The 23,254-nt window shown below is 59.3% G+C and carries 26 protein-coding genes; 24 read left to right on the top strand and 2 right to left on the bottom strand.

Annotated features, from left to right (window positions below):
* Positions 1–14 precede the first annotated feature (14 nt).
* From rplE to bfr, 17 genes are all read left to right on the top strand, one after another.
* Positions 15–554: a 50S ribosomal protein L5 gene (gene rplE, locus ACK59Z_RS16345; protein ID WP_003255474.1), complete on the top strand. Its 540-nt coding sequence runs from the start codon at positions 15–17 to the stop codon at positions 552–554.
* Between the two features lie 13 nt (positions 555–567).
* The gene (gene rpsN / locus ACK59Z_RS16340; protein WP_003255472.1) at positions 568–873 is read left to right on the top strand and encodes a 30S ribosomal protein S14; all 306 of its coding nucleotides are present in this window, start codon (positions 568–570) and stop codon (positions 871–873) included.
* 208 nt (positions 874–1,081) lie between these two features.
* Positions 1,082–1,474 (top strand): 30S ribosomal protein S8, encoded by a 393-nt coding sequence (gene rpsH, locus ACK59Z_RS16335; protein ID WP_003255471.1) that lies wholly within the window; start codon positions 1,082–1,084, stop codon positions 1,472–1,474.
* Between the two features lie 12 nt (positions 1,475–1,486).
* Positions 1,487–2,020, top strand: coding sequence for a 50S ribosomal protein L6 (gene rplF, locus ACK59Z_RS16330; RefSeq protein WP_003255469.1), 534 nt, complete (start codon positions 1,487–1,489; stop codon positions 2,018–2,020).
* Between the two features lie 10 nt (positions 2,021–2,030).
* Positions 2,031–2,381 carry a 50S ribosomal protein L18 gene (rplR, locus tag ACK59Z_RS16325; RefSeq protein ID WP_003255467.1) on the top strand — a complete coding sequence of 117 codons (351 nt, stop codon included), beginning with the start codon at positions 2,031–2,033 and terminating at the stop codon, positions 2,379–2,381.
* Between the two features lie 3 nt (positions 2,382–2,384).
* A complete protein-coding gene (gene rpsE / locus ACK59Z_RS16320; RefSeq protein ID WP_003255465.1) occupies positions 2,385–2,885 on the top strand; it encodes a 30S ribosomal protein S5 in 501 nt (166 codons plus the stop codon).
* A gap of 2 nt (positions 2,886–2,887) precedes the next feature.
* On the top strand, positions 2,888–3,064 hold the full coding sequence (gene rpmD, locus ACK59Z_RS16315; protein WP_003255463.1) for a 50S ribosomal protein L30: 177 nt from the start codon (positions 2,888–2,890) through the stop codon (positions 3,062–3,064).
* Between the two features lie 3 nt (positions 3,065–3,067).
* Positions 3,068–3,502, top strand: coding sequence for a 50S ribosomal protein L15 (rplO, locus tag ACK59Z_RS16310; protein WP_003255461.1), 435 nt, complete (start codon positions 3,068–3,070; stop codon positions 3,500–3,502).
* Positions 3,503–4,834 carry a preprotein translocase subunit SecY gene (secY, locus tag ACK59Z_RS16305; protein ID WP_003255459.1) on the top strand — a complete coding sequence of 444 codons (1,332 nt, stop codon included), beginning with the start codon at positions 3,503–3,505 and terminating at the stop codon, positions 4,832–4,834.
* 28 nt (positions 4,835–4,862) lie between these two features.
* The gene (gene rpmJ, locus ACK59Z_RS16300; protein ID WP_002555468.1) at positions 4,863–4,979 is read left to right on the top strand and encodes a 50S ribosomal protein L36; all 117 of its coding nucleotides are present in this window, start codon (positions 4,863–4,865) and stop codon (positions 4,977–4,979) included.
* A 131-nt stretch (positions 4,980–5,110) separates the two neighbouring features.
* Positions 5,111–5,467: a 30S ribosomal protein S13 gene (gene rpsM / locus ACK59Z_RS16295; RefSeq protein ID WP_003255457.1), complete on the top strand. Its 357-nt coding sequence runs from the start codon at positions 5,111–5,113 to the stop codon at positions 5,465–5,467.
* 18 nt (positions 5,468–5,485) lie between these two features.
* Positions 5,486–5,875, top strand: a complete 390-nt coding sequence (gene rpsK / locus ACK59Z_RS16290) for a 30S ribosomal protein S11 (RefSeq protein ID WP_003255454.1) — start codon at positions 5,486–5,488, stop codon at positions 5,873–5,875.
* A gap of 15 nt (positions 5,876–5,890) precedes the next feature.
* Positions 5,891–6,511, top strand: a complete 621-nt coding sequence (gene rpsD, locus ACK59Z_RS16285) for a 30S ribosomal protein S4 (protein WP_003255453.1) — start codon at positions 5,891–5,893, stop codon at positions 6,509–6,511.
* A gap of 22 nt (positions 6,512–6,533) precedes the next feature.
* On the top strand, positions 6,534–7,535 hold the full coding sequence (locus ACK59Z_RS16280) for a DNA-directed RNA polymerase subunit alpha (RefSeq protein WP_003255452.1): 1,002 nt from the start codon (positions 6,534–6,536) through the stop codon (positions 7,533–7,535).
* A gap of 42 nt (positions 7,536–7,577) precedes the next feature.
* Entirely contained in the window at positions 7,578–7,964 is a 387-nt protein-coding gene (gene rplQ / locus ACK59Z_RS16275; protein WP_003255451.1) for a 50S ribosomal protein L17, read from the top strand.
* Positions 7,965–8,136: 172 nt separating this feature from the next.
* Positions 8,137–9,576 (top strand): catalase, encoded by a 1,440-nt coding sequence (locus ACK59Z_RS16270; protein ID WP_108191670.1) that lies wholly within the window; start codon positions 8,137–8,139, stop codon positions 9,574–9,576.
* Positions 9,577–9,739: 163 nt separating this feature from the next.
* Positions 9,740–10,204: a bacterioferritin gene (gene bfr / locus ACK59Z_RS16265; protein WP_108191671.1), complete on the top strand. Its 465-nt coding sequence runs from the start codon at positions 9,740–9,742 to the stop codon at positions 10,202–10,204.
* 72 nt (positions 10,205–10,276) lie between these two features.
* Here bfr and uvrA read toward each other — a convergent pair whose 3' ends face one another.
* Positions 10,277–13,111 carry an excinuclease ABC subunit UvrA gene (gene uvrA, locus ACK59Z_RS16260; RefSeq protein ID WP_181318788.1) on the bottom strand — a complete coding sequence of 945 codons (2,835 nt, stop codon included), beginning with the start codon at positions 13,109–13,111 and terminating at the stop codon, positions 10,277–10,279.
* A 129-nt stretch (positions 13,112–13,240) separates the two neighbouring features.
* Between uvrA and ACK59Z_RS16255 the strand changes: the two genes are divergently transcribed.
* Both ACK59Z_RS16255 and ACK59Z_RS16250 read left to right on the top strand, forming a co-directional pair.
* A complete protein-coding gene (locus ACK59Z_RS16255; protein WP_003255447.1) occupies positions 13,241–14,635 on the top strand; it encodes an MFS transporter in 1,395 nt (464 codons plus the stop codon).
* 9 nt (positions 14,636–14,644) lie between these two features.
* Entirely contained in the window at positions 14,645–15,190 is a 546-nt protein-coding gene (locus ACK59Z_RS16250; RefSeq protein WP_003255446.1) for a single-stranded DNA-binding protein, read from the top strand.
* 90 nt (positions 15,191–15,280) lie between these two features.
* On the opposite strand, the gene ACK59Z_RS16245 is transcribed toward ACK59Z_RS16250, so the two are convergent.
* Entirely contained in the window at positions 15,281–16,663 is a 1,383-nt protein-coding gene (locus tag ACK59Z_RS16245) for a PLP-dependent aminotransferase family protein (RefSeq protein WP_108191672.1), read from the bottom strand.
* A 200-nt stretch (positions 16,664–16,863) separates the two neighbouring features.
* On the opposite strand from ACK59Z_RS16245, the gene ACK59Z_RS16240 reads away from it, so the two are divergent.
* The 5 genes from ACK59Z_RS16240 (at position 16,864) to ACK59Z_RS16220 (ending at position 23,251) form a co-directional block, all read left to right on the top strand.
* A complete protein-coding gene (locus ACK59Z_RS16240) occupies positions 16,864–17,649 on the top strand; it encodes a TSUP family transporter (protein WP_003255443.1) in 786 nt (261 codons plus the stop codon).
* A gap of 21 nt (positions 17,650–17,670) precedes the next feature.
* Entirely contained in the window at positions 17,671–18,432 is a 762-nt protein-coding gene (locus ACK59Z_RS16235) for an SDR family NAD(P)-dependent oxidoreductase (protein ID WP_020192248.1), read from the top strand.
* A 147-nt stretch (positions 18,433–18,579) separates the two neighbouring features.
* On the top strand, positions 18,580–21,648 hold the full coding sequence (fdnG, locus tag ACK59Z_RS16230; protein ID WP_143494999.1) for a formate dehydrogenase-N subunit alpha: 3,069 nt from the start codon (positions 18,580–18,582) through the stop codon (positions 21,646–21,648).
* On the top strand, positions 21,648–22,598 hold the full coding sequence (fdxH, locus tag ACK59Z_RS16225) for a formate dehydrogenase subunit beta (RefSeq protein WP_003255436.1): 951 nt from the start codon (positions 21,648–21,650) through the stop codon (positions 22,596–22,598). Before fdnG ends, fdxH begins: the two co-directional genes overlap by 1 nt.
* Positions 22,595–23,251 carry a formate dehydrogenase subunit gamma gene (locus tag ACK59Z_RS16220; protein WP_003255435.1) on the top strand — a complete coding sequence of 219 codons (657 nt, stop codon included), beginning with the start codon at positions 22,595–22,597 and terminating at the stop codon, positions 23,249–23,251. Before fdxH ends, ACK59Z_RS16220 begins: the two co-directional genes overlap by 4 nt.
* The last annotated feature ends 3 nt before the right edge of the window (positions 23,252–23,254 follow it).

The raw sequence follows: 23,254 nt of genomic DNA, 5'->3' as shown, positions 1-23,254 counted from the left end.
CTAGGTAGAAGACCATGGCACGACTGAAAGAGATTTACCGGAACGAAATCGCTCCTAAGCTTAAGGAAGAACTTAAGCTGTCGAACGTGATGGAAGTTCCGCGCGTTACCAAGATCACCCTGAACATGGGTCTGGGCGAAGCGATCGGCGACAAGAAAGTCATCGAGCACGCTGTTGCCGACCTGGAAAAGATCACCGGTCAAAAGCCGGTCGTGACTTTCGCTCGCAAATCCATCGCTGGCTTCAAAGTCCGCGAAGGCTGGCCGATCGGCGTCAAGGTGACCCTGCGTAGCGACAAGATGTACGAATTCCTGGACCGCCTGCTGGCGATCTCCCTGCCTCGGGTTCGCGACTTCCGCGGCCTGAATGCCAAGTCCTTCGATGGTCGTGGCAACTACAGCATGGGCGTGAAAGAGCAGATCATCTTCCCGGAAATCGACTACGACAAGATCGATGCTCTGCGCGGTTTGGACATCACCCTGACCACCACTGCTCGTTCGGACGACGAAGGCCGCGCTCTGCTGCGTGCTTTCAAGTTCCCGTTCCGCAACTGATTGGAGTAGGAAAATGGCCAAGAAGAGCATGAAAAACCGCGAGCTGAAGCGTCAGCTCACGGTAGCAAAGTTCGCCAAGAAGCGTGCTGAGCTGAAAGCGACCATCGTCAACCTGAACGCCTCTCCAGAAGAGCGTTTCGCTGCCGTTGTCGCTCTGCAGAAGCAGCCACGCGACGCTAGCGCCTCGCGCCTGCGCAACCGTTGCCGCCTGACCGGTCGTCCTCACGGTGTATACCGTAAGTTCGGCCTGGGCCGTAACATGCTGCGTCAAGCTGCAATGCGCGGTGACGTACCAGGCCTGGTCAAGGCCTCCTGGTAATCGCTGCAGGCAAGGCACGGGTGGAAGGGGAGCAATCTTCCGACCGCCGGTGACCTTGCCAACAAACAAGCCCCTATATGGGGCTTGTTTCGTTTCTGCCTTGTGTCTAGAATGACCGGCTCACCTGAGCCTGGGTTTTTGCCCAAACCGTTCGGGTGGTTGTCATAGCCGCAAGGCTAATAATTCTTGTATCAGGAGCATCTAGCCCATGAGTATGCAGGACCCGTTAGCGGACATGCTAACTCGCATCCGTAATGCCCAGATGGCTGAAAAGTCCGTCGTAAGCATGCCTTCCTCTACCCTGAAGGTCGCGGTTGCCAAAGTTCTGAAGGACGAAGGTTACATCGCTGGCTACCAGGTAACTGGTGAGGCCAAGCCTTCCCTGTCGATCGAACTGAAGTACTTCGAAGGCCGTCCGGTCATCGAGGAACTGAAGCGCTCCAGCCGTCCAGGCCTGCGCCAGTACAAGGCCGTCACCGATCTGCCGAAAGTACGTGGCGGTCTGGGCGTGTCTATCGTCTCCACCAACAAAGGTGTGATGACTGATCGCGCTGCGCGCGCTGCCGGTGTCGGCGGCGAAGTTCTGTGCACAGTGTTCTAAGGGGGGATAGACATGTCTCGCGTCGCTAAGAACCCCGTTAAGCTGCCATCCGGTGTCGAAGTCAAATTCGCCGGTCAGCAGCTTTCGGTGAAGGGTGCCAAAGGTACTCTCGAACTGAACGTTCACTCGTCTGTTGAAGTTACCGAAGAGTCTGGTGAGCTGCGTTTCGTCGCTCGCAATGGTGACCAGCAAGCTCGTGCCATGGCCGGTACCACCCGCGCTCTGGTCAACAACATGGTCCAAGGCGTAAGCCAAGGCTTCGAGCGCAAGCTCCAGCTGGTCGGTGTTGGTTACAAGGCACAGGCTAAAGGCACCGTCCTGAACCTGGCCCTGGGCTTCTCTCACCCAGTGGACTACGAACTGCCAGCCGGTATCACCGCTGAAACACCTAGCCAGACCGACATCCTGATCAAGGGTATCGACAAGCAGCTGGTAGGTCAGGTGGCCGCTGAAATCCGCGACTTCCGTCCGCCAGAGCCTTACAAAGGTAAAGGTGTGCGTTACGCGGACGAAGTAGTCCGTCGTAAAGAAGCCAAGAAGAAGTAGGGCCTAGTAAATGACCGACAAAAAAGTTATTCGACTGCGTCGCGCTCGCAAAGCACGTCTCAAGATGCACGAACTCGAAGTCGTGCGCCTGTGCGTGTTCCGCTCCTCGCAGCACATCTACGCCCAGGTCATTTCGGCCGACGGCAGCAAGGTTCTGGCAAGCGCCTCGACCTTGGACAAAGACCTGCGTGATGGCGCCACTGGCAACATCGACGCGGCCACTAAGGTTGGCAAGCTGGTAGCTGAGCGTGCGAAAGCCGCCGGTGTATCTCAAGTTGCCTTTGACCGTTCCGGCTTCAAGTACCATGGCCGCGTCAAAGCGCTGGCTGATGCTGCTCGTGAAGGCGGGCTGGAGTTCTAAGTTATGGCAAATAACGATCAAAAGCGCGACGAAGGCTACATCGAGAAGCTGGTTCAAGTTAACCGCGTTGCCAAAACCGTAAAAGGCGGCCGTATCTTCACCTTCACCGCGCTGACCGTGGTTGGTGATGGTAAAGGTCGTGTTGGCTTCGGCCGTGGCAAGTCGCGCGAAGTACCAGCCGCGATCCAGAAAGCCATGGAAGCTGCTCGCCGCAACATGATCCAGGTTGACCTGAAGGGCACCACCCTGCAGTACGCCACCAAGGCTGCCCACGGCGCCTCGAAGGTTTACATGCAGCCTGCCTCGGAAGGTACCGGTATCATCGCCGGTGGCGCAATGCGTGCTGTCCTGGAAGTTGCTGGTGTTCAGAACGTTCTGGCCAAGTGCTACGGTTCGACCAACCCAGTGAACGTGGTTTACGCCACCTTCAAGGGTCTGAAAGCCATGCAATCTCCTGAATCCATTGCCGCCAAGCGTGGCAAGAGCGTCGAGGAGATCTTCTGATCATGGCAACCGTAAAAGTAACGCTGATCAAGAGCGTCTCGGGCCGTCTGCCTAACCACAAGCTGTGTGTTAAAGGCCTGGGTCTGCGTCGCATCGGTCACACTGTAGAAGTCCAGGATACTCCCGAGAACCGCGGGATGATCAACAAGGCTTACTACATGCTGAAGGTCGAGGGCTAATCGATGAAACTCAATGATCTGAGTCCAGCGCCGGGTTCCCGTCGCGAGAAGCATCGTCCAGGTCGTGGTATCGGTAGCGGTCTGGGTAAGACCGGCGGCCGTGGCCACAAAGGTCAGACTTCCCGTTCGGGTGGTTCGATCGCTCCTGGCTTCGAAGGCGGTCAACAGCCGCTGCACCGTCGCCTGCCGAAGTTCGGCTTCGTTTCCCTGAAAGCCATGGACCGCGCTGAAGTGCGTCTGTCCGAGCTGGCCAAAGTGGAAGGCGACGTGATCTCCGTGCAATCCCTGAAGGATGCCAACGTGATCAACCAGCACATTCAGCGTGTGAAAATCATGCTGTCTGGCGAAGTTACTCGCGCAGTCACCATCAAGGGTATCGCAGCCACCAAGGGTGCGCGTGCGGCTATCGAAGCAGCTGGCGGCAAATTCGAGGAATAAATGGCTAAGCAAGGTGCTCTCTCTTCGCTCGGTAAGGGCGGGATGTCGGAACTCTGGGCTCGTCTGCGCTTTCTGTTCATGGCGATCATCGTCTATCGGATAGGTGCGCATATCCCGGTTCCCGGCATCAATCCGGACCGTCTGGCGGATCTGTTTCGGCAGAATGAGGGGACCATTCTTAGCTTGTTCAACATGTTTTCCGGTGGCGCGCTCGAGCGCATGAGCATCTTTGCACTGGGGATCATGCCGTACATCTCGGCATCGATCATCATGCAGTTGATGACGGCGGTCAGCCCGCAACTGGAGCAGTTGAAGAAGGAAGGTGAAGCTGGCCGTCGCAAGATCAGCCAGTACACCCGCTACGGCACCGTTATCCTGGCACTGGTCCAAGCCATTGGCATGTCCATTGGCCTGGCCAACCAGGGCGTGGCGTTTTCTGCAGGCCTGGGCTTCCACGTCGTCGCTGTTTCCACTTTCGTGGCAGGCGCGATGTTCATGATGTGGCTGGGCGAGCAGATCACCGAGCGCGGTGTGGGCAACGGTATCTCGATGTTGATCTTCGCAGGTATCGTTGCCGGTCTTCCGAGAGCAATCGGGCAGTCTTTCGAGTCTGCACGCACAGGCGATATCAACATTTTCGCCTTGGTCGCCATCGGTTTGCTGGCAGTAGCGATTATCGGTTTTGTGGTGTTCATTGAGCGTGGTCAGCGTCGTATCGCCGTTCATTACGCCAAGCGTCAGCAGGGCCGCAAGGTCTTCGCTGCGCAGACTAGCCACTTGCCGCTGAAGGTGAACATGGCGGGGGTTATCCCGGCCATTTTCGCGAGCAGCATTTTGCTGTTCCCGGCTTCGCTGGGTGCCTGGTTTGGTCAGTCCGAAGGTATGGGCTGGCTGCAGGACATCTCGCAGTCGATCGCTCCTGGTCAGCCGTTGAACATTCTGCTGTTTAGTGCAGGGATCATTTTCTTCTGCTTCTTCTACACAGCGTTGATGTTCAACCCGAAAGACGTAGCGGAAAACCTGAAGAAGTCCGGTGCCTTTATTCCGGGTATCCGTCCTGGTGAGCAGTCGGCGCGCTACATTGATGGCGTTCTGACCCGTTTGACCATGTTCGGTGCTCTTTACATGATGGCCGTCTGCCTTCTGCCCCAGTTCCTGGTGGTGGCAGCAAATGTGCCGTTCTACCTTGGCGGGACCTCGTTGCTGATTGTGGTAGTGGTTGTGATGGACTTCATGTCCCAAGTACAATCGCACCTCGTTTCGCACCAGTACGAATCCCTGATGAAGAAAGCCAACCTGAAAGGCTACGGTGGCAGCGGTTTGCTGCGCTGATACGCCCCTAAGGTTCGAGGAGTCGGTAATGAAAGTTCGTGCATCGGTGAAAAAGCTGTGCCGTAACTGCAAGATCATCCGTCGCGAAGGCGTCGTACGAGTGATCTGCAGCGCGGAACCGCGTCACAAACAGCGCCAAGGCTGAGTGTGATCTGCGCTTCAAACCCAGCAGCTAGTGTGCTGCTGGGTTGATTATTCGTTTCTACAGCGATATTATCTCGCGCCCTATTTCTTGGCTTCCGGGGCGTAGGTAGCTGTCAATTGGAGTCCCACTGAATGGCCCGTATTGCAGGCGTCAACATTCCAGATAACAAGCATACTGTTATCTCGCTGACCTACATCTATGGTGTCGGTCGCACAACTGCACAGAAGATTTGTGCAGACGCTGGTGTAAACCCAGCCGCTAAGATCAAGGATCTGAGCGACGAGCAAATCGAAACCCTGCGTGGCGAAGTCGCGAAGTTCACCACCGAAGGTGACCTGCGTCGTGACATCAACATGAAGATCAAGCGCTTGATGGACCTGGGTTGCTACCGCGGCCTGCGTCATCGTAAAGGTCTGCCGGTTCGCGGTCAGCGCACCAAGACCAACGCACGCACCCGTAAGGGCCCGCGTAAGCCGATCCGCAAGTAATCGCCCAGGAATATAGACATGGCAAAACCTGCTGCTCGTCCTCGTAAGAAAGTCAAAAAGACAGTGGTTGATGGCATCGCCCACATCCATGCTTCTTTCAACAACACCATCGTGACCATCACCGACCGTCAGGGCAATGCTTTGTCCTGGGCGACCTCCGGTGGTTCGGGTTTCCGTGGTTCGCGCAAATCCACCCCGTTCGCAGCTCAGATCGCTGCTGAGCGTGCTGGTCAAGCTGCGCTGGAATACGGTCTGAAGAACCTCGACGTTAACGTCAAGGGTCCAGGTCCAGGTCGTGAGTCCGCCGTTCGTGCATTGAACAGCTGCGGCTACAAGATCGCCAGCATCACCGACGTGACGCCAATCCCGCACAACGGGTGCCGTCCGCCGAAGAAGCGTCGCGTGTAATCAGGAGACAGAAGAATGGCACGTTACATTGGTCCAAAATGCAAACTGTCTCGTCGTGAAGGCACCGATCTGTTCCTGAAGAGCGGCGTTCGCGCTCTGGAATCGAAGTGCAATATCGAAGCAGCCCCAGGTATCCACGGCCAGCGCCGTGGCCGTCAGTCCGACTACGGCACCCAGCTGCGTGAGAAACAAAAAGTCCGTCGTATCTACGGTGTTCTGGAGCGTCAGTTCCGCGGTTACTACCAAGCTGCTGCCTCGAAAAAAGGCGCAACCGGTGAGAACCTGCTGCAACTGCTCGAGTGCCGTCTGGATAACGTCGTTTACCGTATGGGCTTCGGCTCGACTCGTTCCGAGTCCCGTCAGCTGGTTTCGCACAAAGCGATCAGCGTCAACGGTAAGACTGTAAACATTCCATCCTACCAAGTTCGTCCGGGTGACGTGGTCGCAGTCCGCGAGAAATCGCTGGGCCAGTTGCGCATTGTTCAAGCCCTTGAACTGTGCGCCCAGCGTGGCCGCGTTGAGTGGGTTGACGTGGATGCTGCTAAAAAGTCGGGCGTTTTCAAGAACGTTCCTGCTCGCAGCGACCTGTCTGCCGACATCAACGAAAACCTGATTGTCGAGCTCTACTCCAAGTAAGGGCTAGAAAATAGGTGCATCCATGCAGATTTCGGTAAATGAGTTCCTGACTCCCCGCCACATTGATGTGCAGGTAGTCAGTCCGACCCGCGCCAAAATTACGCTCGAGCCTCTCGAGCGTGGTTTCGGCCATACCCTGGGCAACGCGCTGCGCCGCATCCTGTTGTCCTCCATGCCTGGCTGTGCAGTAGTCGAGGCCGAGATCGATGGCGTACTCCATGAGTACTCCGCGATCGAAGGTGTTCAGGAAGACGTAATTGAAATCCTGTTGAACCTGAAAGGTCTCGCTATCAAACTGCATGGTCGTGACGAAGTTACGCTGACCTTGTCGAAAAAGGGTTCGGGGGTGGTTACCGCTGCCGATATTCAGCTGGATCACGATGTCGAGATCGTCAACCCCGATCACGTAATCGCGAACCTGGCGTCGAACGGCGCTCTGAACATGAAGCTCACTGTAGCTCGTGGTCGTGGTTACGAGCCGGCCGACTCCCGTCAAACCGACGAAGACGAAAGCCGTAGCATTGGCCGTCTGCAGTTGGACGCCTCCTTCAGCCCGGTGCGTCGTATCGCCTATGTGGTCGAGAACGCCCGTGTTGAACAGCGTACCAACCTGGACAAACTGGTCATTGATCTGGAAACCAACGGCACCCTGGATCCTGAAGAGGCTATCCGCCGCGCTGCGACCATTCTGCAACAGCAGCTGGCCGCGTTCGTCGACCTCAAAGGTGACAGCGAGCCTGTCGTAGTCGAGCAGGAAGACGAGATCGATCCGATCCTGCTGCGTCCGGTTGACGACCTGGAACTGACTGTACGTTCGGCCAACTGCCTCAAGGCGGAGAACATCTACTACATCGGCGACCTGATTCAGCGTACCGAAGTAGAGCTGTTGAAGACTCCTAACCTGGGTAAGAAGTCCCTGACTGAAATCAAGGACGTTCTGGCCTCTCGTGGTCTGTCTCTCGGCATGCGCCTCGACAACTGGCCGCCTGCAAGTCTTAAGAAAGACGACAAGGCGACCGCCTGATCGTCGTAATCACCGAACGTAGTGTTTGGTAAGGAATGAATCATGCGTCATCGTAAAAGTGGACGTCACCTGAGCCGTACCAGCTCTCACCGCAAGGCTATGTTCCAGAACATGGCAGTGTCGCTGATCGAGCACGAGCTGATCAAAACCACCCTGCCGAAAGCCAAGGAACTGCGCCGCGTTGCCGAGCCGCTGATCACCCTGGCCAAGGAAGACAGCGTTGCTAACCGTCGTCTGGCCTTCGACCGTACCCGTTCGAAGTCCGCTGTTGGCAAACTGTTCAACGACCTGGGCAAGCGTTACGCCACCCGTCAGGGCGGCTACCTGCGCATCCTGAAGTGCGGTTTCCGCGCTGGCGACAACGCGCCTATGGCGTACGTCGAGCTGGTTGATCGTCCGGTCGGCGGTGCTGTAGAAGCTGCTGAGTAAGACGTTCTGTCTGCTACAAAAAACCGGGCCTAGTGCCCGGTTTTTTGTTTTTACATCTATTGTTTATTTCTATTGATGTAAGTCATGTAATGAATTTGTTCCTGTAATCTTGCTCGTCAATACTCTCTCTACAGCCGATTAGCCGGCCCTTGAAGACCGAAAAGGAGAGCCCATGAGCAAGATTCTCACCACCGCCAGCGGTGCACCTGTAGCCGACAACCAGAACTCCCGCTCCGCCGGCCCGCGCGGTCCGCTGTTGCTCGACGACTTCCACCTGATCGAGAAGCTCGCCCATTTCAATCGCGAGAACATTCCTGAGCGTCGCGTCCATGCCAAAGGCTCGGGCGCCTACGGTACCTTTACCGTTACTCACGATATCACCGGCTATACCAGCGCCAAGCTGTTCGAAGAGGTCGGTAAACAAACCGAGACTTTCTTACGCTTCTCCACCGTTGGTGGCGAGCGCGGCTCTGCAGATACCGAGCGTGACCCGCGTGGCTTCGCGGTGAAGTTCTACACCGAGGAAGGCAACTGGGACATCGTCGGTAACAACACGCCAGTGTTCTTCATTCGCGACCCATTGAAGTTCCCGGACTTTATCCACACCCAGAAGCGCCACCCGCAGTCCAACCTGAAGAACGCTCAGATGATGTGGGACTTCTGGTCGCATTCCCCAGAAGCGCTGCACCAGGTCACCATCCTCTTTTCCGATCGTGGCATTCCGGACGGCTATCGCCACATGCATGGCTTTGGCAGCCACACCTACAGCCTGATCAATGCAAAGGGTGAGCGCACTTGGGTCAAGTGGCACTTCAAGACCCAGCAAGGCATCAAGAACCTCACCCCGGCAGACGCTGCGCGCCTGGCAGGTACCGACCCGGATTACGCTCAGCGCGACCTCTTCGAGGCCATTGAGCGTGGCGACTACCCGCGCTGGACTGTCTGCATTCAGGTGATGAGCGAAGCCGAGGCTGCCAGCCGCGACGAGAATCCATTCGACGTGACCAAGACCTGGTCGCAGAAGGATTATCCGCTCATCGAGGTGGGTGTGCTGGAGCTCAACCGTAACCCGCTCAACTATTTTGCAGAGGTCGAGCAGGCCGCGTTCGGCCCGAGCAATATGGTGCCCGGCGTCGGTCTTTCACCGGACCGCATGCTGCAAGGCCGTGTATTCGCCTACGCCGACGCGCACCGCTATCGCGTGGGCACCAACCACCAGCAATTGCCAGTCAACGCGCCACGTTGCCCGGTCAACAGCTATCAGCGCGACGGCTCGATGGCCACCGGCAGTTACGGTAGTGCACCGAACTACGAGCCAAACAGCTACAGCGATGCCCCGAAACAGTCGCCACGTCATGCTGAGCCAGCATTGGCCATGAATGGTTCGGCTGATCGCTACGATCACCGTGAGGACACCGACTACTTCAGTCATGCCGGCGCGTTGTTCCGTTTGATGAGCGATGAGCAGAAAGCCCTGCTGATCAGCAACATCGCCGGTGCCATGGCGGGTGTCAGCGAAGACGTGATTCAGCGTCAGCTACAGTACTTCTTCAAGGCGGATCCGGCCTATGGCGAAGGGATTGCGAAGGCTTTGGGCATCAATCTCGCCTAAGTCGAAGTGATAAGAAGAACCGCCCTCATTTGGGCGGTTTTTCAATGAATATCACTACTGTTTAACCGATTTTTTGCGTCTGATTGCGCGTTTTTCAGTGACCATAGGCAAAAGCTGGTTCACACTATGTGGCATAGACGTTTTCACATGGAGAATCAGGGCGATGCAAGGCCACCCGGATGTAATCAACTATCTCGTCACGCTGCTGAAGGGCGAACTGGCGGCACGCGACCAGTACTTCATTCATTCGCGCATGTACGAAGACTGGGGCCTGTCCAAGCTCTACGAGCGCATCAACCACGAGATGGAGGAAGAGACGCAGCACGCCGATGCCCTGATGCGTCGTATCCTCATGCTCGAAGGGACCCCTGACATGCGTGCGGATGACCTGGAGGTCGGTAGCACCGTGCCGGAAATGATCGATGCAGACCTCAAGCTCGAATACAAGGTGCGCGGTGCGCTTTGTAAAGGCATCGAGCTATGCGAACTGCACAAGGACTACGTCAGTCGTGACATCCTGCGTGCGCAGCTGGCCGACACCGAAGAAGATCACACCTACTGGCTTGAGAAGCAGCAGGGCCTGATCAAGGCCATTGGGCTGGAAAACTACCTGCAGTCGCAGATGTAAGTTACCCACAGGCTCAAGTAAAAGCCCCTGGCACCCTTGGTACCAGGGGCTTTTTCATTGCGCTGGCAACACTTAGGCCCGATCCCGCTCCAGCAATGGTTTCAGGTAATGGCCGGTATATGACTGCTTCATCTCGCTCAGCTCTTCTGGCGTACCGCAGGCAATGATCTGCCCACCCTTGGAGCCGCCCTCAGGCCCCAGGTCAACCAGCCAGTCGGCAGTCTTGATCACATCCAGGTTATGCTCGATCACCACCACGGTATTGCCGTGGTCGCGCAGGCGATGCAACACGTCCAGCAGTTGCTGGATATCGGCAAAGTGCAGACCGGTAGTAGGTTCGTCGAGGATGTACAAGGTCTTGCCGGTATCGCGCTTGGACAGTTCGCGCGACAGCTTCACCCGCTGCGCCTCACCGCCGGACAACGTGGTCGCTGATTGCCCCAGTTTGATGTACGACAGGCCCACATCCATCAACGTTTGCAGCTTGCGCGCCAGCGCCGGCACCGCATCGAAGAACTCTCGGGCATCCTCGATGGTCATTTCCAGCACCTCGTGGATGTTCTTGCCCTTGTACTTGATCTCCAGGGTTTCGCGGTTGTAGCGCTTGCTCTTGCACACGTCACACGGCACGTAGATGTCCGGCAGGAAGTGCATTTCCACCTTGATCAGGCCATCGCCCTGGCAGGCCTCGCAACGGCCCCCCTTGACGTTGAATGAGAAACGCCCCGGACCATAACCACGCGAGCGTGACTCCGGTACACCGGAGAACAGCTCGCGGATCGGGGTGAAGATGCCGGTGTAGGTCGCCGGGTTGGAGCGTGGTGTGCGGCCGATCGGGCTCTGGTCGATATCCACCACCTTGTCCAGGTGCTGCAGGCCGTCCATGCTGCTGTGCGGTGCGGCTTCCAGACTGCTTGCGCCATTGAGTGCCGTGGCGGCCAAGGGGAAAAGGGTGTTGTTGATCAGCGTCGATTTGCCCGAGCCGGATACACCAGTCACGCAGGTCAGCAGGCCGATTGGTACTTCCAGGTCGACGTTCTGCAGGTTGTTGCCACGCGCGCCTTTGAGCTTGAGCTGCAGCTTCTTGTTGCGCGGCGTACGCTTGGCCGGCACGGCGATCTTCTTGCGCCCGGACAGGTACTTGCCAGTCAGCGAATCGGGATGGTTCATGACCTCCTGGGGCGAGCCCTCGGCAACGATCTGCCCACCGTGAACACCGGCGCCTGGGCCGATATCGACCACGTAGTCGGCCAGCCGAATGGCGTCCTCGTCGTGTTCCACCACGATCACCGTGTTGCCCAGGTCGCGCAAATGGTTCAGGGTGGCCAACAGGCGGTCGTTGTCGCGTTGATGAAGGCCGATGGACGGTTCATCGAGGATGTACATCACCCCCACCAGACCGGCGCCGATCTGGCTGGCGAGTCGGATACGTTGCGCTTCACCGCCGGACAAGGTGTCGGCGCTACGATCCAGGGTCAAGTAGTCGAGGCCGACATTGACCAGGAACTGAAGTCGTTCGCAGATTTCCTTGAGGATTTTTGCCGCGATTTCGCCACGGCGGCCGGTGAGGGTCAGTTGACCAAAGTAGTTGCTGGCTTCACCGATCGGCAAATTGGTTACCGCCGGCAGGGTTTTCTCGCCCACCCACACATGGCGCGCCTCGCGGCGCAGGCGCGTACCCCGGCAATCCGGGCACGGTTGCGTACCAAGGAACTTGGCCAGTTCTTCACGCACTGTGGCCGATTCGGTTTCGCGATAGCGGCGCTCAAGGTTCGGCACAATGCCTTCGAACGGGTGCGATCGCTTGACGATATCGCCTCGGTCGTTGAGGTATTTGAAGTCGACACTCTGCTTGCCGCTGCCCTGCAGGATCACCTTCTGGTGTTCGGCCAACAGCTCACCGAATGGCTCCTCCAGGCTGAAGCCGTAGTGCGCTGCCAACGAACCGAGCATCTGGAAGTAGTACACGTTACGCCGGTCCCAGCCGCGGATCGCGCCTTCGGCCAAGGTCAGTTCCGTGTTGACCAGGCGTTTGGTGTCGAAGAACTGCTTGACCCCCAGGCCGTCGCAAGTCGGACAGGCGCCCGCCGGGTTGTTGAAGGAAAACAGCTTCGGTTCCAGCTCGCTGATCGCGTGGCCGCACACCGGACAGGCGAAGCGCGCGGAGAAGATCGTCTCCTCGCCTTGTTCGTCGTCCATCGGTGCCACCAGGGCAATACCGTCGGCCAGCTTCAACGCGGTCTCGAACGATTCGGCCAGGCGCTGTTGCAGGTCGGCGCGGACTTTGAAGCGGTCCACCACCACATCGATGCTGTGCTTCTTCTGTTTGTCCAGCTTGGGCAACTCATCGAGTTCGTAGAGCTTGCCGTTGACCCTGGCCCGCACGAAGCCCTGGGCGCGAAGCTCGTCAAACACCGCCAGGTGTTCGCCCTTGCGCTCGCGCACCACCGGCGCGAGCAGCATCAGCTTGCTGCCTTCCGGGCGCTCCAGCACCAGGTCGACCATCTGGCTGATCGTTTGCGCCTCCAGCGGGATATCGTGGTCCGGGCAGCGTGGAGTACCGACGCGGGCGTACAACAGGCGCAGATAGTCGTAGATTTCGGTGATGGTGCCGACCGTGGAGCGCGGGTTGTGCGAGGTCGACTTCTGCTCGATGGAAATCGCCGGCGACAGGCCTTCGATGGTGTCGACGTCGGGCTTTTCCATCATCGACAGGAACTGCCGGGCGTAGGCCGACAGCGATTCCACGTAGCGGCGCTGTCCTTCGGCGTACAAGGTATCGAACGCCAGGGACGACTTGCCGGAACCGGACAGGCCGGTGATCACGATCAACTTGTCCCGGGGCAGGGTCAGGTCGATGTTCTTCAGGTTGTGGGTACGTGCCCCACGAATCAGGATCTTGTCCACTGCGGCCTCGCTTGGCGGGCATAAACAAGGAAGTATACGGCGCGCCAGTATGACGCGGCAAAGCGTCGCGTTGATGCCGTCAAGCTGTCGGACTGATAGAATCGCCGCCGGTTCACACGAGGTTAATCCATGCACGACACCCACAACGAGCGTATGAGTGGCGGCGAAACCCGCGCCGCTGGCGGCCTTGCCCTGGTCTTTGCCTTTCGTATGCTGGGCATGTTCATGGTCTTGCCGGTACTGGCCACCTACGGCATGGACCTGGCTGGTGCCACGCCTGCCCTGATCGGCCTGGCCATTGGTGCCTATGGCCTGACTCAGGCGGTATTGCAGATCCCGTTCGGGATGGTTTCCGACCGCATCGGTCGCCGACCGGTGATTTATCTGGGGCTGGTGATCTTTGCCCTGGGCAGTGTGCTGGCGGCCCAGGCTGACTCTATCTGGGGCGTGATTGCCGGGCGCATCCTGCAGGGCGCGGGGGCAATTTCTGCCGCGGTGATGGCACTGCTGTCGGACCTCACCCGCGAACAACACCGGACCAAGGCCATGGCCATGATCGGCATGAGCATCGGGCTGTCGTTTGCTGTCGCCATGGTCGTTGGTCCATTGCTGACAAGTGCCTTTGGTTTGTCAGGTTTGTTCCTGGTTACGGCCGGGCTTGCCTTGGTCGGCATCCTGTTGATCGCGTTTGTCGTACCCAACACCCACAGCATTTTGCAGCACCGCGAGTCGGGGGTGGCGCGCCAGGCCATCGGCCCGACACTGCGTCATCCGGACCTTCTGCGCCTGGACATAAGCATTTTCATCCTGCACGCCGTCCTCATGGCCAGCTTCGTTGCGCTGCCACTGGCGTTCGTCGAGCGTGGCGGCCTGCCCAAGGAGCAGCACTGGTGGGTGTACCTGACTGCGCTGTTCATCTCATTTTTTGCAATGGTCCCGTTCATCATCTACGGCGAAAAAAAGCGCAAGATGAAACGAGTGTTGGCCGGCGCAGTCAGTGTCCTGCTGCTCACAGAGATATACTTCTGGGAGTGGGCTGACGGTTTGCGCGGACTGGTGATTGGCACCGTGGTATTCTTTACCGCATTCAACCTGCTGGAGGCTTCGCTGCCTTCTCTGGTGAGCAAGGTATCGCCTGCCGGTGGCAAGGGGACGGCAATGGGGGTGTATTCCACCAGCCAGTTCCTCGGTGCAGCGTTAGGCGGGATCCTTGGCGGCTGGTTGTTCCAGCACGGTGGGCTGAACACGGTGTTCCTCGGTAGCGCGGTGCTGTGTGCTATCTGGCTGATCGTCGCCTTGCGCATGAACGAGCCGCCATATGTGACCAGCCTGCGCATGCCCCTGACGCCTGAGGCGGTCCGGGAAGCCGGCCTGACCGAGCGCCTGATGGCCGTGCCGGGTGTGACCGACGCTGTGGTGGTGGCAGAAGAAGCCGCCATCTATATCAAACTGGATACGAAAATTTTGGACCGTGCGACCCTCGAGCGACTGGTGAATCCAGCCTCTTCGGCGTGCGAAGCCTAGGAGAACGTTATGGCCCGTGGGGTTAACAAAGTCATTCTGGTCGGTACCTGTGGCCAGGATCCCGAAGTCCGCTACCTGCCCAACGGTAACGCCGTGACCAACCTGAGCCTGGCCACCAGCGAGCAGTGGACTGACAAGCAGTCGGGCCAGAAGGTCGAGCGTACCGAGTGGCACCGTGTGTCGCTGTTCGGCAAGGTTGCCGAAATCGCTGGCGAGTACCTGCGCAAGGGTTCGCAGTGCTACATCGAAGGCAAGCTGCAGACCCGCGAGTGGGAAAAAGACGGCATCAAGCGCTACACCACCGAGATCATCGTCGACATCAACGGCACCATGCAGCTGCTCGGCGGTCGTCCGCAAGGCCAGCAGCAGGGCGGCGACCCATACAACCAGGGTGGCGGCAATTACGGTGGCGGCCAGCAGCAACAGTACAACCAGGCACCGCCACGCCAGCAGGCCCAGCGCCCGCAACAGGCCCCTCAGCGCCCAGCGCCGCAACAGCCTGCGCCGCAGCCGGCGGCTGACTTCGACAGCTTCGATGACGATATTCCGTTCTGATCAGAGCGGTAAGGCGTTGAGCAAGACCAGAAACCCAGGGCAGTTGCCCTGGGTTTTTTTATGGGCAGCACCGCGTATCTGGCATCGCTTTCAGTAGAACAACCGCGGCTCCGCCGAATCCAGCAGGCTTGCCAGCTTGGTCAGGGCAAAGCCCAGTGCCTGGCGGCTGGGTGCCATCAGGGCGATGCGCACACCGCTGGTGGCGTGGCTGCGTTCTGGCAGGAACTGGCTGCCGCTGACCACCGTTACGCCGTTGTCACGCGCCAGGTTGGCAAACTCGTCGCTGGTCCACGGTTCTGGCAGCTCCAGCCAGATATGGAAGCTGTGGGGCTGACTGCGGATCTTGTATTGGCCAAGAATCTCCCGGGCCATGTGCTGGCGCGCGGCCGCCTCCTGCTGCTGCATACGCACCAACTGGTCGGCCTTGCCGCTGTTGATCAGGTTACTGGCCAATTGCGCCATCAGAGGCGATGGCATCCACACGCTGCTGCGTACCATCGATGATAACCGCGACAGGGTTTGCGGTGGGGCGTACAGGTAGCCGATGCGCAGCGCCGGCAGCACGCTTTTGGACAGGCTGGTGAGGTACACCGAGCGTTCAGGCGCATACGCTGCAAGCGGCTTGTAGCCCGGGCTGGGCTCGAGAAAACCGTAGATATCGTCATCCACGATGAACAGGTCGAACTCACGGGCGATCTCGGCGATAGCCTGGCGCCTTGCTGGGGGCATGATCGAGTTGGTCGGGTTCTGGTGCGTGGTGACGCACACCAGCAGGGAAGGGCGGTGTTCCAGGCAGGCCGCGCGCAATGCCTCCGGGATGAGCCCGTGTTCGTCCATGGCGACGCCGCGCAGGCGCCGGCCCAGGCTGTGGGCCAGGGATATGATGCCTGGGTAGCAGAGCGACTCGCACAGCACCACATCGTCACTCTTCGACAGGCTGCTGATGGCCACCAGCAGCCCATGCTGGGCGCCAGCAGTCAGTACCACCTGCTGCCAGCGAGCATCAGGCAGCCAGCGTTGTATCCAGGTCGCACCGGCTTGTTTGTGGGACGTGTGGCCACCTTCTGTCACATAGTCGAGTACCTGCCCCAAGTCCGAGGAGGCCGCCAGTTCGCGGATAGCCGTGCCTAGCCACTCGCTCATGTGAGCGTCGTTGGGCTTGATGATCGAGAGGTCGATCTGGCTACTCTCGCCGGCAACGGGTGTGGGCACCGACGGGGCGGGTAATGGCTGCCGCAGTTGCCTGACAAATGTGCCTCGGCCTACCTCGCCAGCCACCAAACCACGCTTGGCTGCTTCGTCGTAGGCCCTGCCAACCGTGCCGGGGGTTACATTCAGCGCCTCGGCGAGGTCCTTGAGCGTGGGTAAGCGATCGCCTTCTGCAAGCCGACCACGTTCGATGTCCTGTTCAAGGGCATCAGCGATCATCAGGTAAACCGGCTGTGTTTGATGGCTGTATTGGGGGACCCACATGGAGATGGCACCAGGCTTTGCAAGAGCGCGAAAGCCTAGCATGAAAGCTCGGATGCAGGTAATGATGGTAATTGGTTAAATTGAGTTGAATTTATTTTAGATTGAATCGATTCAATTTTTGAAATTACAATCATCGCACCGATCAGGCCAGCCGCTCTCAGGCTGCGCCTGGCATAACGCTCCACGGGATGGACTTTGCTATGGACATGTTGGGTTCTTACTGGGCGGAGCACGGGTTGCTGGCAATCCTCATGCTTGGCGCGATCGCTTTTGTTGCGGGCTTCGTTGACAGCATTGCCGGGGGTGGCGGTTTGTTCCTGGTGCCGGGTTTTCTGCTGGTTGGCATGCCGCCCCAGGTGGCACTGGGCCAGGAAAAACTGGTCAGTACCCTCGGCACGCTGGCGGCTATCCGCAACTTCCTGGCCAACAGCAAGATGGTCTGGCAGGTAGCGTTGGTGGGGGTGCCGTTTTCGCTATTAGGCGCCTACCTGGGGGCACACCTGATCGTATCGATCTCGCAGGAAACGGTGGGCAAGATTATCCTGGCACTGATCCCGCTCGGCATTCTCATTTTCCTTACCCCCAAGGATCGTCCGGTTGAGGAGCGCGAGCTGTCTTCGCGAATGCTGTACACCGTAGTGCCGTTGACATGCCTGGTCATTGGCTTCTATGACGGCTTCTTCGGCCCCGGTACCGGCAGCATGTTCATCATCGCTTTCCATTACCTGCTGCGCATGGACCTGGTCTCCAGTTCAGCCAACTCCAAAACCTTCAACTTCGCTTCCAACATCGGTGCTTTGGTGGCGTTCGTCAGCGCAGGCAAGGTCGTCTACCTGCTGGCATTGCCACTTGTGGCCTGCAACATCCTCGGTAACCACCTGGGCAGTTCCCTGGCCTTGCGTAAAGGCAACGACGTGGTGCGCAAGGCGTTGGTGTTCTCGATGCTCTGTCTGTTCATCAGCCTGGGCGTGAAGTACCTGACCTGACCCATTGATAGGAGATAACCAATGAAAACCGCATTTGTAACCGGTGCTTCCTCAGGCTTTGGCCGCGCCATCTGCTGCACCCTGATCGGCAAAGGCTACCGGGTGATCGGTGGAGCCAGGCGCATGGACAAACTGAAAGCACTGGAGGCCGAACTGGGCGTAAATTTCATTCCGCTGGCGCTGGATGTCACTGATTCAGTGTCGCTCGAGAAGGCGGTCGAGCAGATGCGTGAGGCGTCGCTGCAGATCGATCTGCTGGTCAACAACGCGGGGCTGGCGCTGGGCGTGGACCGTGCCCAAACCAGCAGTGCCGCAAACTGGCAGCAGATGATCGACACCAACATCACCGGCCTGGCCATGGTCACCCACAAGATCCTGCCGCAGATGGTGGAAGCCGATAGCGGCATGATCATCAACATCGGCTCGATCGCCGGCACTTACCCCTACCCGGGCGGTAACGTGTATGGCGCCAGCAAGGCGTTCGTCCGCCAGTTCAGCCTCAACCTGCGTGCCGACCTGGCTGGCACCCGGGTGCGGGTGAGCAACATCGAGCCGGGGCTGTGCTCAGGCACGGACTTCTCGGTGGTGCGCCTCAATGGTGATATGGACGCCGTGCAGGCCTTGTATCGGGATGTAGAGGCCCTTCTGCCGGAGGACATTGCAGCGACGGTAGCCTGGGTTGCCGAGCAGCCGGCGCATGTGAATATCAATACCATCGAGATCATGCCTGTGGCGCAGAGCAGTGCGGCGCTGAATGTGGTGCGCAACTTGCCACGTGCCTGATCGGGGCCGCACCACTGACCCAGGTCATCGCACCTTCTGGATTCTTGACTAGTCTTATCCTTTGGCGGCCATCAATTGGCCGCCACCGTGACTACCAAGAGGCGCCGGCAATGTTCCGCGCGTCCACCACCTGATCAGGAGTGCACGATGGACCTGAACCGTCGGCAGTTCTTCAAGGTCGCCGCCGTCGGCCTTGGAGGCTCGAGCCTTGCGGCGTTGGGCATGGCCCCAACGCCGGCATTCGCCGAGCAGGTGCGTCACTTCAAGCTGGCGCATACCAAAGAAACCCGTAACACCTGCCCCTACTGTTCGGTCGGCTGCGGCCTGATCCTGTACAGCCAGGGTGATGCAGGTAAGAACGTCAAACAGAACATCATCCATATCGAAGGGGATGCCGACCACCCGGTCAACCGCGGCACACTTTGCCCGAAAGGCGCCGGCTTGCTGGACTTTATCCACAGCCCGAGCCGCCTGCAGTACCCCGAGGTTCGCAAGCCGGGCAGCAAAGAGTGGGTGCGGGTCAGCTGGGACGAGGCACTGGACCGCGTCGCCGACCTGATGAAGCAGGACCGCGATGCCAACTTCATCGAGAAGAATGCCCAAGGCCAAACGGTCAATCGCTGGCTCACCACCGGTTTTCTTGCCGCCTCCGCTGCTTCCAGCGAGGCTGGCTACCTGACCCACAAGGTCATCCGCGCAACAGGCATGCTGGGGTTCGATAACCAGGCACGTGTCTGACATGGCCCGACGGTGGCAAGTCTTGCCCCGACGTACGGCCGTGGCGCCATGACCAACCACTGGTCCGATATCGCCAACGCGAATCTGGTCCTGGTGATGGGTGGCAACGCAGCAGAAGCGCATCCGTGCGGCTTCAAGTGGGTAACCGAGGCCAAAGCGCACAACAAGGCGCGGCTTATTGTGGTCGACCCGCGGTTTACCCGTACCGCTTCGGTGGCGGACTACTACGCGCCGATCCGTACCGGCACCGATATCGCCTTCATGGGCGGGCTGATCAACTACCTGCTCAGCAACGACAAGATCCAGCACGAGTACGTGCGCAACTACACTGACGTGTCGTTCATCGTCAAAGAGAACTATGGCTTCGAGGATGGCCTGTTCAGCGGTTACGACGAGGCCAAGCGTGTGTACGCCGACAAGTCCGGCTGGGGTTACGAGCTGGGTGAGGACGGCTATGCCAAGGTCGACCCGACGCTGCAGCACCCTCGCTGCGTGTTCCAGCTGATGAAGCAGCATTACAGCCGCTATACCCCGGAACTGGCGAGCATGACCTGTGGCATGCCACAGGACGCCATGATGAAGGTCTGGGAAGAGATCGCCTCCTGCTCGGTTCCGGGCAAGACCATGACGATCCTTTATGCGCTAGGTTGGACGCAGCATTCGATCGGTGCGCAGATTATCCGCAGTGCGGCCATGGTCCAGCTGCTGCTCGGCAACGTCGGCATGCCCGGTGGCGGGGTCAATGCCCTGCGCGGGCACTCCAACATCCAAGGCCTGACCGACCTCGGCCTGCTGTCCAACTCGCTGCCGGGCTACCTGACCCTGGCCGGTGACGCCGAGCAGGACTACGCCGCCTACATCGACAAGCGCGCTTCCAAGCCGCTGCGGCCTGGGCAGTTGTCGTACTGGCAGAACTACGGCAAGTTCCACGTCAGCCTGATGAAGGCCTGGTACGGCGCCAACGCCACGGCGGAAAACAACTGGGGTTATGACTGGCTGCCCAAACTCGATGTACCGGCCTACGACGTGCTGCGCATGTTCGAGATGATGGGCCAGGGCAAAGTCAATGGTTATATGTGCCAGGGCTTCAACCCGATCGCCGCGCTGCCGGACAAAAACCGCGTCACTGCGGCACTGGGCAAGCTCAAGTGGCTGGTGATCATGGACCCCTTGGCCACCGAGACCTCGGAATTCTGGCGTAACGTCGGGCCGTTCAACGATGTCGACACGGCCTCTATCCAGACCGAAGTAATCCGCTTGCCCACTACCTGCTTTGCCGAGGAAGACGGCTCGCTGGTCAACAGCAGCCGCTGGCTGCAATGGCACTGGAAGGGCGCAGACGGCCCGGGCGAGACGCGTACCGACGTGCAGATCATGAGCGAGCTGTTCCTGCGCCTGCGCCAACGTTACCAGGCCGAAGGGGGGGCCTACCCTGACGCGATAATGAATATCAGCTGGCCGTACAAGATCCCTGAAGAGCCCTCCCCGGAGGAGCTGGCCAAGGAGATGAACGGCTGGGCGGTGGCCGATGTCACCGACCCGACTGGCGCGGTGATCAAGGCGGGCCAGCAACTGGCGGGCTTTGGTCAGCTCAAGGACGACGGTAGCACCGCGTCTGGCTGTTGGATCTTTGCCGGGAGTTGGACCGAACAGGGCAACCAGATGGCTCGCCGCGACAACAGCGACCCGTATGGCATGCATCAGGTGCAGAACTGGGCCTGGGCCTGGCCGGCCAACCGCCGCATCCTTTACAACCGTGCCTCCAGCGACCCGCAAGGCAAGCCGTGGGACCCGGAGAAAAAGCGCCTGGTATGGTGGAACGGTAAGGCCTGGACCGGCACCGACGTGCCGGACTTCAAGGTCGACTCGCCGCCCGAGGCGGGGATGAACCCCTTCATCATGAACCCCGAAGGCGTGGCGCGTTTCTTCGCCATCGACAAAATGGCCGAAGGCCCGTTCCCCGAGCACTATGAGCCCTTCGAAACGCCGATCGGCATCAACCCGCTGCACCCGCAGAACAAGAAGGCCACCAGCAACCCGGCGGGGCGCATCTTCGATTCTGTGTGGGACACCCTCGGCACGCACGATGAGTTCCCTTATGCGGCGACCACCTACCGGCTGACCGAGCATTTCCACTTCTGGAGCAAGCATTGCCGGCTCAACGCCATTGCCCAGCCCGAGCAGTTCGTCGAGATAGGCGAGGTGCTGGCCAACGAGAAAGGCATCAAGGCCGGCGACCGGGTACGGGTGTCGAGCAAGCGTGGGCATATCGATGCGGTGGCGGTGGTGACCAAGCGGATTCGCCCGCTGCAGGTCAACAATCAGACCGTGCACCAAATCGGCATTCCGCTGCACTGGGGCTTCACCGGCGCTACCCGGCATGGCTACCTGACCAATACCTTGGTGCCGTTCCTCGGTGACGGCAATACGCAGACGCCAGAGTCCAAGTCGTTCCTCGTGAAAGTGGAGAAACTCTGATGGCCAGCCAAGACATCATCGCCCGCTCGGCCACCACTACCGTGCCGCCCTCGGTGCGTCAGCAGGAGGAGGTCGCCAAGCTGATCGACACTACCAAGTGCATCGGCTGCAAGGCCTGCCAGGTGGCGTGCTCGGAGTGGAATGAACTGCGTGACGAGGTTGGCCACAACCACGGCACCTACGACAACCCCCAGGACCTCACTGCCGAGACCTGGACACTGATGCGCTTTACCGAGCACGAGCGCGACGACGGCAACCTGGAGTGGCTGATTCGCAAGGACGGTTGCATGCACTGTGCCGACCCAGGTTGCCTGAAGGCCTGTCCGAGCCCGGGTGCGATCATCAAGCACGCCAACGGTATCGTCGATTTCAACCAGGACCACTGCATCGGCTGCGGCTACTGCATCACTGGCTGCCCGTTCAACATCCCGCGTATCTCGCAGAAAGACCACAAGGCGTACAAGTGCACCCTGTGTTCCGATCGCGTGAGCGTGGGGCTGGAGCCGGCGTGCGTGAAAACCTGCCCGACCGGGGCGATCGTGTTCGGCAGCAAGGACGAGATGAAAGTGCATGCGGCCGAGCGCATCGTCGATCTGAAGTCGCGGGGCTACGACAAGGCCGGGTTGTACGACCCGGATGGCGTCGGTGGTACCCACGTGATGTACGTGCTGCACCATGCCGACACGCCGAAGCTGTATGCCGGCCTGCCGGACCAGCCAGTGATCAGCCCGTTGGTGGGGTTGTGGAAGGGCTTCACCAAGCCGCTGGCGCTGTTGGCCATGGGCGCGGCGGTGCTGGCGGGGTTCTTCCACTATGTGCGGATCGGCCCACAGCGTGTCGAGGAGGATGAACACCCGACACCGCCGGACGAAAGCGTGCATCAAGTGGACCCGTCGGTCCATGTCTATGATCCGAAGCAGCCCGGTGGGCAAGGGGAGCAGCGGCCATGAACGACAACAAACCCATCCTGCGCTACAACGCCAACGAGCGTAGCAACCACTGGGTGGTGGCGATCCTGTTCATCCTGGCTGGGCTGTCGGGGCTTGCGCTGTTCCATCCGGCGCTATTCTGGCTCAGCAACCTGTTCGGCGGCGGGCCGTGGACGCGCATTCTGCATCCCTTCATCGGGGTGGCGATGTTCGTGTTTTTCCTCGGGCTGGTATTGCGCTTCTGGCGGGCCAACTTCATCACCGCCAATGACCGCCTGTGGCTGCGCCGGGTGGACCGGGTAATGCGCAACGAGGAGGAGGGCGTACCGCCGATCGGCAAGTACAATGCCGGGCAGAAGCTGCTGTTCTGGACCCTGCTGGTGTGCATGCTGGTGCTGCTGGTCAGTGGCGTGGTGATCTGGCGCGCATACTTCAGCCATTGGTTTGGCATCGATGTCATTCGCTTGTCTGCGCTGCTGCATGCGCTGGCGGCCTTCGTGCTGATTCTCAGCATCATCGTTCACATCTACGCCGGCATCTGGATCAAGGGCTCGATCGGCGCCATGCTGCATGGCTGGGTCAGCCGCGCCTGGGCCCGCAAGCATCATGAGTTGTGGTACCGCGAAGTGACCGGCGACAAGACGCCGGGTGATCACGGACGAAAAGAAGGATGAGCG

Source organism: Pseudomonas sp. KCJK9058 (genome assembly GCF_046230975.1).
GTDB lineage: Bacteria > Pseudomonadota > Gammaproteobacteria > Pseudomonadales > Pseudomonadaceae > Aquipseudomonas > Aquipseudomonas alloputida.
This window is presented reverse-complemented; position numbering and strand designations above follow the sequence as displayed.